At 43.8% G+C, this 16,804-nt stretch carries 14 protein-coding genes; 7 read left to right on the top strand and 7 right to left on the bottom strand.

Going from position 1 to position 16,804, the window contains the following annotated elements; all coding sequences use genetic code 11:
* Positions 1–1,006 precede the first annotated feature (1,006 nt).
* Both rne and AC4II3_RS12410 read left to right on the top strand, forming a co-directional pair.
* Positions 1,007–2,968, top strand: a complete 1,962-nt coding sequence (gene rne / locus AC4II3_RS12415) for a ribonuclease E (protein WP_488013440.1) — start codon at positions 1,007–1,009, stop codon at positions 2,966–2,968.
* Positions 2,965–3,594, top strand: coding sequence for a ribonuclease HII (locus tag AC4II3_RS12410; protein WP_488013442.1), 630 nt, complete (start codon positions 2,965–2,967; stop codon positions 3,592–3,594). Before rne ends, AC4II3_RS12410 begins: the two co-directional genes overlap by 4 nt.
* A 34-nt stretch (positions 3,595–3,628) precedes the next feature.
* On the opposite strand, the gene rppA is transcribed toward AC4II3_RS12410, so the two are convergent.
* The gene (rppA, locus tag AC4II3_RS12405; protein WP_488013443.1) at positions 3,629–4,303 is read right to left on the bottom strand and encodes a two-component system response regulator RppA; all 675 of its coding nucleotides are present in this window, start codon (positions 4,301–4,303) and stop codon (positions 3,629–3,631) included.
* A 329-nt stretch (positions 4,304–4,632) separates the two neighbouring features.
* Between rppA and AC4II3_RS12400 the strand changes: the two genes are divergently transcribed.
* The 5 genes from AC4II3_RS12400 (at position 4,633) to AC4II3_RS12380 (ending at position 7,532) form a co-directional block, all read left to right on the top strand.
* A complete protein-coding gene (locus AC4II3_RS12400; RefSeq protein ID WP_488013445.1) occupies positions 4,633–4,938 on the top strand; it encodes a 2-amino-4-hydroxy-6-hydroxymethyldihydropteridine diphosphokinase in 306 nt (101 codons plus the stop codon).
* The gene (locus AC4II3_RS12395; protein WP_488013447.1) at positions 4,935–5,078 is read left to right on the top strand and encodes a hypothetical protein; all 144 of its coding nucleotides are present in this window, start codon (positions 4,935–4,937) and stop codon (positions 5,076–5,078) included. The genes AC4II3_RS12400 and AC4II3_RS12395 overlap by 4 nt, the downstream gene beginning before the upstream one ends.
* A gap of 166 nt (positions 5,079–5,244) precedes the next feature.
* Positions 5,245–5,904, top strand: coding sequence for an ATP phosphoribosyltransferase (gene hisG, locus AC4II3_RS12390; RefSeq protein ID WP_488013449.1), 660 nt, complete (start codon positions 5,245–5,247; stop codon positions 5,902–5,904).
* A gap of 310 nt (positions 5,905–6,214) precedes the next feature.
* On the top strand, positions 6,215–6,655 hold the full coding sequence (locus tag AC4II3_RS12385; RefSeq protein WP_488013450.1) for a hypothetical protein: 441 nt from the start codon (positions 6,215–6,217) through the stop codon (positions 6,653–6,655).
* A 103-nt stretch (positions 6,656–6,758) separates the two neighbouring features.
* Positions 6,759–7,532 carry a DUF1350 family protein gene (locus AC4II3_RS12380; RefSeq protein ID WP_488013452.1) on the top strand — a complete coding sequence of 258 codons (774 nt, stop codon included), beginning with the start codon at positions 6,759–6,761 and terminating at the stop codon, positions 7,530–7,532.
* 199 nt (positions 7,533–7,731) lie between these two features.
* On the opposite strand, the gene AC4II3_RS12375 is transcribed toward AC4II3_RS12380, so the two are convergent.
* From AC4II3_RS12375 to AC4II3_RS12350, 6 genes are all read right to left on the bottom strand, one after another.
* Positions 7,732–10,338, bottom strand: a complete 2,607-nt coding sequence (locus tag AC4II3_RS12375) for a CHASE2 domain-containing protein (protein WP_488013454.1) — start codon at positions 10,336–10,338, stop codon at positions 7,732–7,734.
* 485 nt (positions 10,339–10,823) lie between these two features.
* Entirely contained in the window at positions 10,824–11,627 is an 804-nt protein-coding gene (locus AC4II3_RS12370; protein WP_075897428.1) for a hypothetical protein, read from the bottom strand.
* A gap of 401 nt (positions 11,628–12,028) precedes the next feature.
* Positions 12,029–12,304 carry a hypothetical protein gene (locus tag AC4II3_RS12365; protein ID WP_488013456.1) on the bottom strand — a complete coding sequence of 92 codons (276 nt, stop codon included), beginning with the start codon at positions 12,302–12,304 and terminating at the stop codon, positions 12,029–12,031.
* A gap of 778 nt (positions 12,305–13,082) precedes the next feature.
* Positions 13,083–13,328 (bottom strand): DUF4278 domain-containing protein, encoded by a 246-nt coding sequence (locus AC4II3_RS12360; RefSeq protein WP_488013854.1) that lies wholly within the window; start codon positions 13,326–13,328, stop codon positions 13,083–13,085.
* Between the two features lie 527 nt (positions 13,329–13,855).
* The gene (locus tag AC4II3_RS12355; protein WP_488013856.1) at positions 13,856–14,041 is read right to left on the bottom strand and encodes a hypothetical protein; all 186 of its coding nucleotides are present in this window, start codon (positions 14,039–14,041) and stop codon (positions 13,856–13,858) included.
* Positions 14,042–14,080: 39 nt separating this feature from the next.
* Positions 14,081–16,528 carry a GH116 family glycosyl hydrolase gene (locus AC4II3_RS12350; protein WP_488013858.1) on the bottom strand — a complete coding sequence of 816 codons (2,448 nt, stop codon included), beginning with the start codon at positions 16,526–16,528 and terminating at the stop codon, positions 14,081–14,083.
* Positions 16,529–16,804 lie beyond the last annotated feature (276 nt).

Raw genomic sequence — 16,804 nt, 5'->3', positions numbered from 1 at the left:
AAAGCTTACCGAGTATCCTAAGCAATAGCTGGAGTTGGTAAGAAGCCCACACTGACAAGCGCGGTTCAGTGTGGGAGTATGTCACCATAGGTGAGCTTTCCTAATGGGAATTAAATTTGCCACTGGTCACACTTCTTGATGGGGGGAGTGGCTTAACCTCCATTTTTGTAGTTATATCAGTGGCAAAGTAATCCGTTGTCTATATTTCAGAGTGCGACTGGATAGAGACAGGGATTCACAAGTGTTAGTCAAAATCCTCAGAAAATCGGTTAGAATTATTTAAATCCACAAGAGTCACGTGATCAATTTGTCAGGCTTAACATCCCCCGAAGTCCCTACGGGATTATAGGAAAGGCCAGGCAGATTGCGAGACAATTACACATAGGTGCGCTCTTACTTGGCTATTTAAATTCGCGTGATTGTGCGCTTTACTTTGGCTCGGGAACCCGGGCTTCTTGGGTCGCGCCTTTCGGCAAAGCCGACGCGGGGCGCTAACGGGCGCGCACCTCAAAAATTTTCGACTTTGCGACAGAACATCCTACTGGAAAGCGAGTCTTAAAGTAGAGAACTAATGTCGCACCTCCAAGTGCTACAATCAGCAGAGCCGCTACAATCCCATTCACCAAACCACGAAACACCCTGTCAGCACCCCCCTCTAAACAGACGGGGCTTCTAGACAGTTTCACCGCCATTGACTACAGCCATTGACTACAGCCATTGACTACAGTTTTCGATTGACCGTAGGTCACGCTACGCGAACAAACGATGAGCAACAAAATAGTTAAGTGCGCTTTCCGTGATGGGGAGCAATCCCTTGACCGTAGGTCACGCGGGGCGCGTTCGCCATCACGGGTCGCACCTCTAGTTATTCATAGTCTATTTATTAGTCTCTGTGGCTGATCAGTTTAATGGCGTAAATCACCGAACATTTCAGACCTAGAAATAGAGTACGACTCCTATCGTTAACTGTAGGACTAAGCGTACCACGAAGTTTTGAGGAAATTGCATGCCAAAGCAAATTATTATTGCAGAGCAACATCAACTTGCTGCTGTATTTTGGGAAGATCAAATTCAAGAACTAGTAGTTGCCACCGGTAATCACCAGGTCGGTGATATTTATCTCGGCATTGTAGAAAATGTCTTACCGGGTATTGATGCAGCATTTGTCAACATTGGGGATCCCGATCGCAATGGTTTTATTCATGTGACAGACTTAGGACCATTGCGCTTGAAACGCCGGTCTGGTGCGATCACCGAACTGCTGACTCCCCAGCAGAAGGTGTTGGTGCAAGTGATGAAAGAACCCACTGGTAATAAAGGGCCAAGGCTTACAGGTAATATTAGTTTACCCGGTCGCTATTTGGTGCTGATGCCTTATGGCCGAGGAGTGAACTTGTCTCGGCGGATTAAGAGCGAAAGTGAACGCAATCGCCTCAGAGCTCTAGCAATTCTAATCAAACCATCGGGCATGGGAGTGCTGGTGCGCACCGAAGCTGAAGGCAGAGCCGAAGAAGCCATTATGGAAGATTTGGAAAACCTGCAAAGACAATGGGAAGCTGTCCAGCTCGAAGCAACGTCTACCAGAGCACCAGCCCTACTTAATCGGGATGATGATTTTATTCAGCGTGTCCTCCGGGATATGTACACTGCTGATGTGAATCGGATTGTGGTCGATTCTAGTACTGCTGTTAAACGGGTTAAACAACACTTGTTGAGCTGGAGCGGAGGTCAAGCACCAGAGGGGGTCTTGATTGACCATCATCGCGATCGCATGCCAATTTTGGGATATTTCCGGGTCAATGCTGCAATTCGAGAAGCCCTCAAGCCAAGAGTAGATTTACCATCTGGTGGCTACATTATCATTGAACCTACCGAAGCTCTAACCGTAATTGATGTGAACTCTGGTTCCTTTACCCGCTCAGCTACAGCGCGGGAAACGGTTTTGTGGACTAACTGTGAGGCAGCAACAGAAATTGCCCGCCAGCTGCGCCTACGTAATCTAGCTGGGGTGATCGTTGTTGACTTTATTGATATGGACACCAGGCGGGATCAGTTGCAGGTTCTTGAACACTTCAATCAAGCCCTAAAAGAGGACAAAGCCCGACCACAGATTGCCCAGCTTTCGGAACTTGGCTTAGTGGAACTGACTCGCAAGCGCCAAGGGCAAAATATTTACGAGTTGTTTGGTAAAACCTGTGGTACCTGTGGCGGGTTAGGACATCTGGCACATCTTCCCGGTGAAGTCGAAGCAGAAGCACTAGAGACCTTAGCACCGATCCCCTTACCAGCAGAGCGAAGCATTCCACAGTTCCCCGAAACCGTAGACTTATCTTCTGAGAATGATAATGAGTTGGACTTGCTCAATCACCCCAGTTATCAGGAACGGGGAGCAGCAAATAATCGCCGTCGCCGCCGCCGTCGTATTGATGACCCGGTGATTAGGGAAGAACCAATTACTAGGGGAGTCAATCGGGTGATCTCTGTCTCATCCAACTTTGATGCCATCACAGAAAACGAGGTATCCAGCTCAGGAGTAGAAAAACCCCAGCTAGTCAAGTTTGCTCAAGAAAAGGAACCACCAGAATTGGTCAGGGTTGAAATGAGCCCAGAAGAACAAGATGTTTATGCGTTGATGGGCATTTCCCCTATACTAAATTTAGATCGAGAGGTAAAAGATCCTAGGTCAGCAATTATCTCAGTGTTACTGCCAGGAGAAAAAATCGAGGATAATGAAGAAGAATTATCCCATTCAACTACCGATTCAACTACCGATTCAACTACCGATTCAACTAATAGTCAATCCTCCATCGACGATCAGCCAGAGTTAGAGGAATCAGACTTGGTGGAATCTAGTGCTGCCACACCAATTCCAGAAACTGGATCTGATCAACTCACTACTGCAAATGGCACCATTAACAGTCCCCCCATCGTGCGCCGCCGCCGTCGCCGCTCTTCAGCAGATAAATGACAACGGACAAAGTCACTGAAGTGTTTGAGTTACCGGATTTATCCGGTACTCCTTCCTTAGTGGCTGGAGTAGATGAAGTAGGGCGAGGTGCCTTATTTGGTCCAGTTGTGGCAGCAGCAGTGATTTTACCTGTATCGGTTCTGCCACAACTGGCTCTAGCTGGCGTTAAAGATAGTAAAAAGTTGTCCCCGAAACGACGCCAAAAGCTGTCTCAAGAAATTCAGGGATTGGCAGTCGATTGGACTATTGGTTATGCCACTAGTGCAGAAATTGACCAGCTCAATATATTACAAGCCTCATTGTTAGCTATGAAACGGGCTGTGCTTAAATTAAAAGTTCAGCCCGATATTTGTCTGATTGATGGGTTACACGGATTGCCAGATTTACCGATAGCACAACGAAATCTAGTAAAGGGGGATCAGCGATCGCTAAATATTGCGGCAGCCAGTATTGTAGCCAAGGTGTGGCGTGATGATTTAATCATTCGTCTAGCTACCAAGTATTCAGAGTATGATTTGACAGCCAACATGGGCTATGGTACCAAAAAGCATCGCCTAGCACTGCAAAAATACGGACCATGTCGGCTGCATCGCATGTCTTTTAGCCCCTGTAGTCAGGCCAATTAACAAATAACTTAAGTTATTTGTTAACAAATAACAATCAACCAAACCGATAACCCTTACCATAAACTGTATGGATCAGGGGGGCGGAACCCTTAATTTCGATTTTGCGACGCAACAAACGAACTAGGGCAGCTAAATTGTTACTTTTTGGGATTTCCTCAGATGGCCACAAATGTTGATAAATTTGCTTGTGGGATAATAATAGACCAACATGGCTCATGAAGTACGCTAGCAGTTGGCTTTCTTTTTCCGATAGCTCAATTGGGCGTCCGTGGCGATAAGCTATTTGATTGTTTAAGTCTAATTCTATTTGTCCAACCCGTAACCGCTGGCTGGGATTAGCATCAGTCGCAGCAGAACGCCGAAGCAGAGCCCGGACTCTAGCGAGTAACTCCCGCAGTTCAAATGGTTTAACTAGATAGTCGTCAGCACCAGCATCTAATCCCATCACTCGGTCATCTACAGTGTCCTTGGCGGTTAAAAAAAGAACTGGGGTAGTGGCGTCATGCGATCGCATTTGTTGGCAAATTTCTAACCCAGAAATGTGCGGTAGCATCCAGTCTAAGATTAACAAGTCATAAGCGCCAACGCAAGCTAACTCATTTCCTGAGGCACCATTATAAGCCACATCTACAGTGTAACCTTCACGAGTTAATACCCGAGAGAGGGGGTCAGTCAGCTCAATTTCATCATCTACTAAAAGGATACGCATTGATTTTGTTGATAGTTGACGGTTGACGGTTTACTATCAACACAATTATAAGACTTACACAGCGACTTTATCTGTAGCGTGGGTTATTAACGAAACCTACTACTTGTAGTTAACAGCCAAGTCATTCAAGTCATTGATAGATGCGACAAGCTACTTGATATACTATCTTAGTTAAGAGAAAATTAATCACAGGGTAATTATCATTTAAGGGCTAGAAAGACAAACCAGTATGGCTATGGAAAATCCCCGGATAGTATGGACTAAGGTAAAAGTTGATAAACCTTTTGCTTTGCGTCCGATTCTGTCTCTATAGAATTGAGTGCTAAACGATGAATGAAGTGGTAGTGAATGAAGTGGTAGTAAGCGTTGGCTCTAACATTGAACCTGATAAAAATGTAAAACTAGCCAAATATAACTTATCAAAAACTGATAATTTTGTTAATGAATCTCGATTTTACCTAACAAAACCCATAGGCTTTACTGAGCAACCTGATTTTCTAAATGGTGCCTTTTTAATTCACACAGAAGACGGTTTTGAGACCTTTCGTCAAAAACTTAAACAAGAGGTGCGACCCGTGGCGAATTTAATTCGCCAACGGAAAGCTCACCTAACGAAATTGACCAAGGGCGGGTGAAGCAATCCAATAAAAATGGACCGCGCTGTATAGATTTAGACATTGTGGTCTGGAATCGAAGGATTATTGATCCTGACTTTTATCAGCGGGATTTCATAAAAAAAACTGTGCTAGAGCTGATTCCTGATTTAAACGTTTAACAAATAACTAATGACGTACCCTCCGGAATCATAAGTATTCAACTGGACATGATCGGGTTGGTGATAATTTGAGGAGCACGGGCTTCTATAATTGAGCTTCTACAGGTATAGTTGATCTGGTCAGTGAACTAATTTACCCCCTGCCAAAGCTCCCGAAGCTCCCCATATGATTACCATCGCATTACCCAAAGGCGCACTCCTAAAAGACAGCATCAAGCTACTGCAATCCGTTGGCTTAGACTTTAGTACCTTCCTAGACTCCGCCAACCGCCAACTCCAGATTCAAGACCCCAGTCAAACTGCTCAAGCTCTACTGGTACGAGCTCAAGATGTACCGGTTTACGTGGAATATGGTCAAGCTCAGTTGGGGATAGTTGGTTACGATGTGCTACGGGAAAAAACCCCGGCAGTGGCTACCTTAGGTGACTTACACTTTGGTTATTGTCGGATGTCATTGGCAGTTCGTGCAGCTAGCTCTTATCGAAGCCCTTTGGATTTGCCAGCTCATGGTCGCGTAGCCTCCAAGTTTGTTCATTGTGCTCGGGAATATTTCAATAACCTCGATTTGCCAGTAGAAATTATCCCCCTCTACGGTTCTGTTGAACTTGGTCCGATTACCGGGATGTCGGAGGCAATTGTGGACTTGGTGTCCACAGGTCGTACTTTAAAAGAGAATGGCTTAATTGAAATTGACATTTTGTATGAGAGTACAGCACGACTGATTGCCCATCCCATCAGTTATCGCCTCAATACTGATGGTATTAACAATTTGATTGAGCAGATTCGAGACTTGACTAAGGTCAGTGCTGAATCTTTAGTGAGTTAGTTACGATTCTTTATTAGCTTCTTTTGTCAGAAGCTAATAAAGTCTCAATCTCATTCAAAATAGTTGGAAATCTATCTATTAAGTATAGCATTTTTTAATAAAATTAGTAATCCTCATCTTCCTCATCTCCCCTCTACCTATAGTTGCCTATAGACTGTTCCCTCACTAGACACTTTGGGGAATTGTATGGGTAAGTGCCGCTAACCAGTTTTCCTGATACTGCGCCATTAGCAGTGCTAATTGTCATGGGCACTCAAGATTTGTTCTCAACTGTGTGCTCATAATCAATCTCAACTAAACGAGGCTCAAGATGAAGGTAAAAAATACGTTAATTGCTGCTGCAACTGCTATGGTTTTCCCTTTTGCTTCAGGGTTAAATGCTCAAGAACCAGTTATTGGTAATATCAACACCGCATCAGAATTTATTACCTCGGCAATTCAAGCCTTAGCTTCTAACAAGCAAATTATTAATGAGTGCGGTAAAGAGTTAATAATTGAAGATATGACTAGTGTTACTCAAGATTTACCTAATATCGAAGCCTATCCTACACTAGGAGAAATTCAATACAGGATTTCCTTCACACCTGGAGCTAGTACTAATCCTAGCTACTGCGCTGGTAGCTTCAAGAGTCGCATGAAGTTAAAATTAAACGGGCGATACCTTAATCCTAGGGGTGCAGAATTATTGTCTACTCCCAACACTTATGAATTTCGATTCATGGTACCAGGTCAAGAGAATACTCAATTATAAATTCAGAATGCCAAAATTTTAGGTATTACTACACGAAGACGGTACTCTAGGGTACTCTACAAAAATCTTTACAATAAGAGAGGTAAACCCTGTAGAGTATGGCATGGACTGGCAAGAGATATCTGGTAACTGGGTTTTAATCCCCAATCGTCCCACCGGGATTATCCATTTCCTCGGTGGGGCGTTTATTGCTACAGCACCCCACGTAACTTACCGATTGTTACTGGAAAAATTAGCAGCTCAACGGTATGCAGTGATTGCGACACCGTTTGTCAATACTTTCGACCATATTGCGATCGCACGAGATGTACTCAACCGCTTCGAGACTACTCTCAATCGCTTACAGCTAACCAATGCTTTACGGAAACGGTATCTACCCATCTATGGTATCGGCCACAGCATGGGGTGCAAACTGCATTTGTTGATTGGCAGCCTCTTCAGTGTAGAACGAGCTGGTAATATCTTGATTTCCTATAACAACTATTCCGCTGACCGTGCTATTCCCTTTGTGGAACAGTTAAACCTCAATCCTGTCTTCCAGGTCGAGTTTACTCCTTCACCCCAAGAAACGAACTCTCTGATTACTCAACGCTATCAAATCCAGCGTAATTTACTGATTAAATTCAGTGATGATGAGATTGACCAAAGTGTTAGCTTGACCCAAGCCTTACAGAAACGTTTTCCAAATATGGTTGCCCTACAGCGGATACCAGGAAATCATTTAACACCTTTAGGGCAAGATGTTACCTTAAACCCAGGGGCAGTGTTTACCCCATTGGATGCCGTAGGTCAGTGGGTCAAGCAAGAAGTCTATCGCGATTTAAATCGCTTGCAACGGGAAATTTTGCGATGGTTGAATCCTCTAGCAGTGGCTTAAGGGTTAAGGTTGGCAGGTTGGCAGGTTGGTAGTTTGTTCGGGTAGCGTGGCCATTCGGGTAGCGTGGCCCAAAGGCCAAGGCCAAGCTTGAAAATTAGTAGGTTGAAGGTAGAAGGTTGAATGTTTAATGTTAAAAGTTTAATGTTGAAGGTTGAAAGTAGACACTTAACATTCAACTGCCCTATTGACTGACTAATCACTAGGAGAAGGTTTCGTTAGACTCTAGCACTGTGGTAGATTCCGACAACGGAATAGTTTTCTGTGAACTCGAACAGTCACTATCGGGCATGGTTTCCTCCTCTAGCACTGTAGTAGATTCCGACAACGGAACAGTTTTCTGTGAACTCGAATAATCACTATCAACCATGGTTTCCTCCTCTAGCACTGTGGTAGATTCCGACAACGGAACAGTTTTCTGTGAACTGGAACAGTCACTATCAACCATGGTTTTCTGTGGTGCTGGCACGGTCGAAGCCTCAGATTCTAGCCCTACCGATGAATCAGGGCTACTAAACGAGAATGTTGGCAAGGTTTTGGTTAAAGGTTTCAGTGCTTCTAATACCTCCTCAGCCGACTGGTAGCGACTTCGGAAGCTATAGCGCACCATTTTGTTGACCACTGTAGCTAATTCAGGACTGACCTGTGCCTTATCGAGCCAAATTACTTCTCCAGTTATGGGATCTGTGGGTAATTTGCTAGGAATTATCCCAGTAAGCGATCGCACAGCAATCATACCTGCGGCATAAATATCACTGTTAAATCTTGGACTACCCACAGCTTGTTCATTAGGCATATAACCTTTAGTACCAATCGCCACAGTGAAATTAGTCAGGTTTCGTCTTGAATGCAATTGATTAGTAATTTGTTTAACAGCGCCAAAGTCAATTAGCACCAGCTTTTGATCTGATTTGCGCCGAATTAGATTATCGGGTTTAATATCTCGGTGAATCACACTGTGACTGTGGACAAACTGCAATACCTGTAGAATATCTACCACTATCCCAATGACGTTGGCTTCAGGAAGAGGTTTCTGTGGTAACTCATCGCTGAGAGGATGACCATTAATGAACTCTTCAACTAGATAAAATTCTTGATTTTCATGAAAATAGGCTAACAGCTCAGGGATTTGGTGATGTTTGCCCAATTTTTCCAGAATTTCGGCTTCTGTTTGAAATAACCGTTGAGCAAGTTGCCAGTGTTGAGGATTATTGCTAGCAGGTTTGAGCTGCTTGACCACACAGTGAGGATTTCCCGGTCGTTGGGTGTCTTCAGCAATAAAGGTTTCGCCAAATCCTCCAGCACTAAGTCGTTGGATGATTTGATAGCGTCCACTTAACTTAGTAGCTAATAGTTCCTGTTCCCTTTCCTCCAGCAAATTCTTTAAATCATCCTGTCCAGAGATAATTTCCTGGACAATGGGGGCAGAAACGTAATGTTTGAGAGCTTGGCGTAGTTGCTGTTTATTCTTCAGGTCTTGCCTGGCTCCCCTAGCGCTACAGAAAATACCACTGAGAGTCATGCTAACTAAAGGCACTGCTGTAGGCAAAATTAGCCCCTGATACACGAAAAATAGATAACTGATTTGTCCCCAAGTGATTACCCCAAGCACTGTCCAGCCTAGGCAAACTTGCCATCGCTTAATCCGAGTGAATAAGTACCTTACGACAGTAACCCCCAAAAAGATCAACACTCCTCTGTGGATAGGATTGGGAATTGCCTGGACAATCCGACGACCTTCAAGTAGTGTTGCGATCGCATTAGCATTGATTTCCACCCCAGCCATTCTGTCGGACACAGGAGTCCGATGAAAATCTGCTAATGAGCTAGCAGTTGGTCCAATTAACACAATCTTGTCTTGGAAATACTTACCATCGTCTAGGCGAGTTTGCCAGCGATTATCATCTAAGACATACCAGAAGGGAATAGATGTAAATGCATCCGAACCGTAAAAGAAAATATTCTCTGGTTTGGGCTTCGTCTTCAGTCCTGATTGCTGAGCAGCTGCCTTCGCGTAGCGTGGCCTTTTGGCCAAGGTAGCCTCGTTAAACGAAGGTACTGTAAAAATCAGCTGATCAGATGTTTCTGCCAATTCTGGATTATTCTTAGCCCAAACTTTGGGAAACTGATTGGCTAGACGATAGATTCTGCCATCCGGCTCAATGGGATAATTAATCGAACCTACAGATAGCTGGGGTGTCTCAAACAAAGAATTTGGCTTAACTAGCTTGATAGTCTCACCTTCAACAGTTTCGTAAGTATCATATATAGCGGCCAGAGTAACCCTTTCGCCATAGTTTTTTAGCACCTTTCTCAACCGTTGATCATCTGCCTCACCGTAACTACTGGGACTATCTAACACAATACTGACGGCAACAGACTTAGCTCCAGCAGCCATCACACGCTCAATCGCTTTAGCATAAGCAGCTCGTTTCCAGGGCCAGCTCTTGATAAGTTCTAAATCAGTTAGTGCTTGAGACTCATCATTATCATAGGATTGATTTAAATTCAGAGACTCCTCATCAATTGCCAAAATCACTATATTGTCTGGGCCAGTCACCGGACCCCTAAGTTTGAAAAACCAAGCTTGGGTTTGTCTTTCCATCCGTTGCACTCCCTCCCAATCCCGAGCCGTCGAAATTGCTCCGAATAGGGGAAAAAAAACAGCTAGTAGGAAACCTAATCTAGCTTTATTTAACGGAGTATTTTGCTCTGATGATGTATCTTTATTTGTAGAAATATCTGTATAACGAGTTGGTGTATGGGAAGGAATAATCTTCCCGAACCACCCCCTAGGATTAATAAACATTTTGAGTATTTTACTCGTTTATTATCTATAGTATCGAAATCAATTTATTAGCTGCATAAAGATTATTAAAGCCTGTTTAAAAAGTTAGTTAAGGAATACCCAAACAGGACTTCGGTCAAACTGGAAACCAAACTCTATAAATAGTAGGGTGCCTTATTAAGGCACCCTATATAGCAAAGGGAACAGCGGATCTGGGAACAGCGGATCTGGGAACAGCGGATCTGGGAGCAGGGAGCAGGGAGCAGGGAACAGGGAACAGGGAGCAGCGATGCAGCGCGGTCATGGGGAAACCCCCATGACCGCGCTGCATCAAGACAAAGCTTGGGAAATCGGTAATTGGTAATCGGTAATGACTAATGGCTAATTGCTAATGGCTAATACCAATTTTATCTCCCCATCTCCCCATCTCCCCATCTCCCCACACTCCCTACTGCCTATTCCCTATTCCCTAAAACCATTGATAACTACTATGAATAAAATTGGTATTACGTCATACCAACTCGTTTGGTTCTTAGAGTAACGTTAACCCCTTCAGTAGATTGTTCTAATACTAATAATGGTGTTGGTTTTGCCTTTTGATCCCAACGCATGCAAACAATACGTCCTTGAATTGTTGGTTGCCAGGTATCATTTTCCGCATCTGGACTAAGAAATGTTTCAATACAGTCAATAATTTGGCTAACGGTTGCCGAGGTGCGTTGAGTGGGTAATTTCATTAATTTAACTTGAATGCGGAAAAGCACTCCTACACTGCGTTTACCTCGAATTTCTGTCTCGTACTTAACATCAAATGTTTCATTAATTTGACGACCTGACGTACTAGCAACACCGATAACATTTCTAGAGTCTTGAGTAGGTCGTAATGCTATACTGATTAACTGTTTTATTCTAATTTTAATTTGATTGATAACTGCAAAGTGGAATACTTCTTCTTCCATTCGCATTCTGAGGTAGTCCAGATTAAATTCCCGCGAGTGAACCAAATCAGGATTGGATTCCATTTTCCGGATAGTATTAAGCGCCAGCTTTAACTTTTTCCGAAGATCAGCAGTTTTATACTGCTCCAATTTCAGCTTTTTGTCCTTATCCTTGAATTGGAGCTTACCATACACCACTAATCCAATCACCACTAAAGCTAGTCCAATAGACACAAACATCCAATGATTCAAACTCCCCAGTTGCCCAGCAGAGACAGAAGTCTTGGGAATGGTAGATGGAGGTGAGGAGGCAATTTTCACAGGTACATAAACCTGAGTCCGTGATTCTCTGAATATGAGATGATGGGACATAATTACTATCGAATAAAACTCAAAACCTCTTAACTAGTATTACCTTAGGGTGGATATCGAAAAAATTTTGTAAGCACCTGCTACTATTCCCTTCTGAATCAGTTAGTCATAGACAAATGCTAATTCGCAGTATCTAAATATATAGTTGTGTTTGATAGGTTTGTATTTGATAGGTTTTTTTGCCTACGATTTTTAATTTGACTCTATCATAGAGCTTAGATTTTATCTAACTCCAATAGGTTAGGTCTCGATCGTAGGGGGACTTATTACTTTTGAGTTACCTTTTAGGTTGATGTGTCCGTTTTACTTCCATAAGACTGAGGGAAAAGACCTTTTGACTAATTCCTTAGGCGAGTGACTTCTGCTTTTTCTCCTGATTGAAGACTTTGAAGGCACGGTTTCTAAGAAGAGGGAGTGTCTTTCACTGTCCATTTTGCAGGAGCGGTGATCACTTTGCCATCCTCAGGTGCGACCCGTGGAGAATTTAATTCGCCAAGGTCAAGCGCACCTATTAGAATTGGTGCAACTTTTTCTACCTTTATCTTAGCTCCATAATTCGACTTTTTGACAATGTTTTTGACTTTCTTTAGGAAGCCTTTGTCCTTCTCCTGAGAAAGAGTGCTACTGAACTTCCGTTGTCCGGTGCAGGGGTGGAGCTTCCAGCCATATCCATCCATCGGTTATTAGGTTATTAGTTTCGATTAGTTAGTCTTTGGCTACTAATCTATATCATAACCTGGTGTTCGTCACCAGTTTCTAGCTATAAGGAGACGCACTAGCTGAATCAATAATCCCTCAGGGGGTGACAAGCTAATTGAAAATCTTACAGGGGTTAGGTTTTAGGGGTTAGGTGAAGCGTGAAGATTGCCCTGGCGGGATGGATTGAATAAAACTATAGAAGAAGTTGAATTGGTGAAAATTGCTTCAATTGCTGGGAAATACAAATGACTCCGATGCGCTCATTTTACCCAACACCTAAAACCTAACACCTAACACCTATCTAGGTTTGAGATTTGTTGTCACCCCGTGAGCAATAATCCAGAGGTTTTTCTTGTTTCAGAAGCGTCCCAAGGATATAACGGGATTTCCGCACCCCTACGGGAAGGCATTTAAAGCATCTATAGCGTTTATCGCAGTTATGAGGTACGGTTTTAAACCTCAAAGTCCCCCGAGCGAGGGATTGCTCGCTCGGGGGATAATGGGGGTTCAATTTGTACCTTATGGGATATAGAATTGCTATATAGTATTGTGTAAAGTATTATCGCAATTTGGGTAACCCATGAAAGCCTTTTCCATGGAAGCCTTTTGCATTACTTTAGTAATAGTGTTGCTATGGTTTATGACCCAAAGCCAAACTTAAGGAACAATTTTAAGATACTCTATAGCTTATGTATTTAAGCATTCAGCTAACACCAATTGGCGCTATAGCTGATATCGAACAAGCTAATAACTTAGCTATTTAGAACAAGGATGCTTAGGTCGGTAACGTTGCTTAGTAAAATCAATCGGTTTACCCCAAACAACGTGAAGATAATATGCTCCACGATACTTTAATTTGCCGATCGCTTCCGGTAAAAGCACACCGTTTAGTTTTGGCTGTCGCCAACGGACACCACGATACTTACCAACAATTTTTTCTGATTTCATCTCAAAAGTTACCGGTTCATTTTCATAAGTAATACCACGGTAAGTGAATTTCATGATTTTATCCTCTTAAGTCTTTGTTTTATCTTTAATTGACCACTCCAAGTCAGAGCCTATACTTAGATAATTCCCGAAAGTTAGACTAACGGAACAGTAAGCATTCAGCCTAGAGCTATCAGCTATCCGCTGATTGTTCGCGTAGCGTGGCCCAAAGGCCAAGGTTGTGTAAGATAACTGATGTACTTGTTCCTTTCAGGCAAATTCGTAAGTTTTCATTTATTGAAAAACTGACGGCTGTTGTGCTGATAGCTCAATGGTTATAAGTAACAAATCTAGTTGACTGACTTTACTCCTAAAACCCTTGATTTTATGTAGAGAGCAGTTGAATAGTAGCGAAACCAAAGCAAATTATTGCCAAGGTTGGTTTCACTATGTTAAAATAATCTCTGGCAGAGAAAAAATCACTCAACCAGGTAAAAAATTTACCGAAACAGCAATAAAATTAACTATGATCATGATGATACCCAAGCTCCTGTAGCTTGGAGTATCAATCAGGCTTGCTCCCTTACCTACCTTCTTATTGGTTAGTTCATCATCAGGACATTAGAAAATTTGGCTATCGGATGTTCTGTTGAGGAACCAGCGATTAGCCTATCTTGCTGATAGTGTGGCAGTTGCGGTGGCGTAGCGGCTCCATTCGCGTAGCGTGGCCCATTCGCGTAGCGTGGCCAATAGGCCAAGGCCAAGGAGCATTGCATCACTAATCCCATAACTAAGGGTAAACAACCCCCGCCATTACCTTTCTTTTTCTAGTTGGTATTATCGTTAAGCATTAGATAAACTGCCCAAATCCCCATCGCTCGCAAATAGTGACTAGCCCGGAATGTCCCTGCTGCTGTAATCGCTTCTGGTGTCCTAAATTGCAAGCCATGATCATAAACCTGCCTCACCACTGCTTCAGTTATGGGTAAAGCTTCATCCTTCATGCCTTGCTGAATCAGAAATGCTGCTAATCCAAAATTAATTCCTGTCCACACTTCCATCGGGTGAGTCGCATCGGGATCTTCTGGTGTGCCATCGGGTCTGACTCCATTAACTGCTCCCAGTTGACCCTCATGGAACTTTAAAAAACAGGCATCATACACAGTCTTGAGGGCTGAGAGAGTACACTCTGGGGGCACAATATCCGGTAATCCCAGTAACTGAGCATAAAATTGACCACACAACTGGTCTGCCATCACCACATCTGAGCCACTTTCACTATCTAGTTGATAGTACTGCCCATTCCACAGCTTTTCTTGATAAATTGGCATAGCTTGTGCTAACCATTGGCGATAGCACTCAATGGTGTCTTGAATGGACTCTAGCTCAGGTACTTCGACTAATGGGGATGTTGGTGGATAATTCTTGGTCAGAATTTCTCCAATTGCGATCGCACTCTCCAAGGCCGCTAACCACAACCCTCCACAGTAAGCACTTACTCCCTGCAATCGCCAATCATCAAAGGTCTGATCTGGTGCGCCATAGTTTTCTGGTATCCCATCCCCATCTTGGTCAAACCCCTTGAGATAAGCCAGTGCCTTGACAATGGATGACCAGCACTCCCACAAAAACTCTATATCTGTAGCGCTAGAGAAAACAAAATCCCGATAGACTTGTAACACAAAGTCACTGGCTAAATCCTTCCACTGGTTACAATCCTGGTAGCTAGTATAATTCGTCTGTTGCCAAGGATGCTCATTGGGCGCTCCTAGGTCATGGGGAGTAGCATCCGCAATTTTACGGACAGCTTGAGCTTGGTTGTAACCAATAATACGCAGTGTTTCATCGCTGGTCGGGATAGCTCTGGCAAAGGCTTCTAGCACCGCTTTATCCAGTTTCGGCCACAGCATGGCTAGGGCAAAAGAACCATAGAGCCGCACATCCAGGCTTTCGTACCAACGGTAATCTAGACATTCTAATACACCAAACTGTCCAATTGGGTCAAGTTCAGTTGCTGCTGTCCAGAGAGTACCGCCATCCGTGAGCAAGTACAGCTCATTAAACAAGGCCATCTTAAACCAATGGGGTAAATCCTGCTGATTTAAGATCGGTTCTTGCCATGATTCAATTTTTTCTCGCCACAGATCATGGTGCTTGAGAGCAGTGCGCACCATTGACCAGCCATTATTACCGTTGCGTCCAAAAAAGTCCGTGTATCTGCGGTAATAGTTAATACCTAATTTAAATTCTGTCACCGGGAAGTCCCAAGCCAGGATAAAAGGAATTTTGCGGGTTTTACCTGGACGAAGGGTAAAGCGAATTGCGATCGCGCACGCAATTTGTTCTCCTGGTGCCGCTGGGGTTTCATCTTGATGGTCTACCAAGCTACCATCCGTAGCAAAGGTATCCCAAACCTCAGCACCATCACCAACTGGATTCCAGCGACCGTGGTAAAACACCTCCATACTGGGATTAGTAACTGTAGCGAGGCACAATTGCCCTTCCCCTTCTTTAATCTCATCCCCCAGTCTCACCCGGTCTAGAACAAATCCGACCCGATAGTGATCCACAATCCACTGATTCAAATTCCCGGTACTATCTCCCCACCGAGGCTGGTACTCATACACCGGACTGCCATCATCCCTTACCCGCACCTCTGGATTTTTAATCGCATTCGTAAACCAACCCACTATATTCTGCCAAGTGAGCATGATGCTAACGGTAATGGGAGTATCAGTAGGGTTGTGAGCCGTCCACTCAAACACCGCCACTGGGTAACTACTTTCCTGATAACATCCTGCCCAAATCGGGGAAAACTGCTCACAGGTTAGTTCAGTCTGAAAGACATTTTTATAGGTAAACCAACTGCGAGGATACAAAGCATAGTAGTGACCAGAAACCTCTGAGCTGTTTTCCTCACCTTTGCCTTGTGTTGGATACCATTGCCAAGAGCCTAGCTTACCATCCTCTGGTGGTTGAGTACATAACCCATAAGCCATCGGCTGAGAATGCTCTGGTTGTTCAAATACACTAAATTGACAAGGGGGGAGGCTTTTAAAGATGTGTTCTCCCCCATCCAAGTGCCATAAATTAAAATCTCCTCGGGGAGAGCGACCAATACAACCAGCCCCAAATCCACCCAAGGGCATGCCGTGCCAGGGACCATCATCAAGATTACTTGGGTAACGGACAGTATAAGGGTTATCCCAGCCTACTCCCAGGGGGCGTTGCCAGCTACACTCAGGAATTTTTGGGCGTGGTGGTTGATAGATCATTCCCTGATTGTCATATGCTCACCTAACTATAGCTGCTTTACTCAGTTGGGTCAACCAACAGCCTAGAGCCACGGCGTAGAAGCTTGTTTGTGGTTTGGGGATGTCGATGGCGCGATTGAACAGCTTCATTGACTGTAGGGTTTTACATGAGGTTTTACATGAGGTTTATGAGGTTTTACATGAGGTTTTACATGAGGTTTTACATGAGGTTTATGAGGTTTATGAGGTTTTACATGAGGTTTTACATGAGGTTTATGAGGTTTATGAGGTTTTACA

This window comes from Moorena sp. (assembly GCF_982860115.1).
This window is presented reverse-complemented; position numbering and strand designations above follow the sequence as displayed.